1 protein-coding gene is annotated in these 694 nt (G+C 70.5%); it reads left to right on the forward strand.

Annotated elements, in window-relative coordinates; all coding sequences use genetic code 11:
- On the forward strand, window positions 1-694 hold a 694-nt coding region (locus tag CEK66_RS19875; protein ID WP_152238042.1), incomplete at both ends, for an aminoacetone oxidase family FAD-binding enzyme.

Genomic DNA, 694 nt, shown 5'->3' on the forward strand with positions numbered 1-694 from the left:
CGGCGGCCGCTGCAACTTCACCAATACCGGCACCGGGCCGGGCAACTTCCTGTCCGCCAATCCGCACTTCTGCAAATCGGCGCTGGCCCGCTACCGCCCGGCCGATTTCATCGATCTGGTCGAACGCCACCACATCGCCTACCACGAGAAGGAACTGGGGCAGTTGTTCTGCGACGTGTCCTCCAAGCAGATCGTGCGCATGCTGGTGGACGAGTGCGCCGCGGCGGGGGTGACGGTGCGCACCGACTGCAGCGTGCGCGCGGTGGAACGCGGCAGCGAGGGGTTCCGCCTGGACACCGACGATGGCCCGGTGCATGCGGCCTCGCTGGTGGTAGCGACCGGCGGCCTGTCCATCCCCAGCCTCGGCGCCAGCGGCTTCGGCTACGACCTGGCGCGGCAGTTCGGCCACGCCGTGCTCCCGACCCGCGCCGGGCTGGTGCCGCTGACCCTGAGCGGCAAGCACCAGGAACGCCTGCACGACCTGTCCGGCCTGGCGCTGCCGGTGGAGGCCAGTTGCAACGGTGCGCGCTTCCGCAACTTCATGCTGATCACCCACCGCGGCGTCAGCGGCCCGGCGATCCTGCAGATCTCCTCGTACTGGCAACCGGGCGACGACCTGCGCCTGGACCTGTTGCCGGGGCAGGACGCGGCGACCTGGCTGCGCGAACAGAAACGCCTGCGCGGCGCCGCCGAG

Origin of the sequence: Xanthomonas sp. LMG 12460, assembly GCF_009192895.1 — a bacterium.
In the GTDB taxonomy this organism is placed as follows: Bacteria; Pseudomonadota; Gammaproteobacteria; order Xanthomonadales; family Xanthomonadaceae; genus Xanthomonas_A; species Xanthomonas_A sontii.